Origin of the sequence: Blautia luti (genome assembly GCF_013304735.1) — a bacterium.
Classification (GTDB): domain Bacteria; phylum Bacillota; class Clostridia; order Lachnospirales; family Lachnospiraceae; genus Blautia_A.
Map to the genome: position 1 here is coordinate 1 of NZ_JAAITI010000105.1, position 470 is coordinate 470.

The 470-nt window shown below is 37.0% G+C and carries 1 protein-coding gene; it reads right to left on the reverse strand.

Going from position 1 to position 470, the window contains the following annotated elements; all coding sequences use genetic code 11:
- Positions 1–470: DUF4179 domain-containing protein (locus tag G5B06_RS18635; RefSeq protein WP_173772730.1), on the reverse strand; the 470-nt coding region annotated here is incomplete at both ends.

A 470-nucleotide genomic window follows, 5' to 3' on the forward strand; every position in this document is an offset into this window, starting at 1 on the left:
CTTCCTCCGTAAGATTCTTTAATGTGATTTCTACTGTTTTATTACTCAGATCATAATCACTGTCATAAGATATATAGGCGTTAAAATGTTTAAGATGCGCAGAATTTTGATCTGTTTTCAGTAATTCATCCTGTCCTACCCCAGTATTGAAACTTCCAAATCTGTTATCGTCCACTGCATATACTTCTTTTCCATCGATCTTAAAATGTGTCATCTCCTCAAAAGAAGTATGATCAGTCATAGAAATACTGTCCTCTGTTTTCACTTCAAAAAAAACATACAGGAATCCCTGATCCTGAACAGAATCTGTCAGGGTAACCGTCACACCATTTTGTGTTACAGACTGGTCTATATTCTGAATATAAGTTGATTCCTGCAGTGTCTCCTGCTGTTCCTCCGATGGATCTAGTCTTTTCACCAGGTAATCATTCCATTTAAAGAACTCTTTTGCAGCCACAGTAACAGCCATA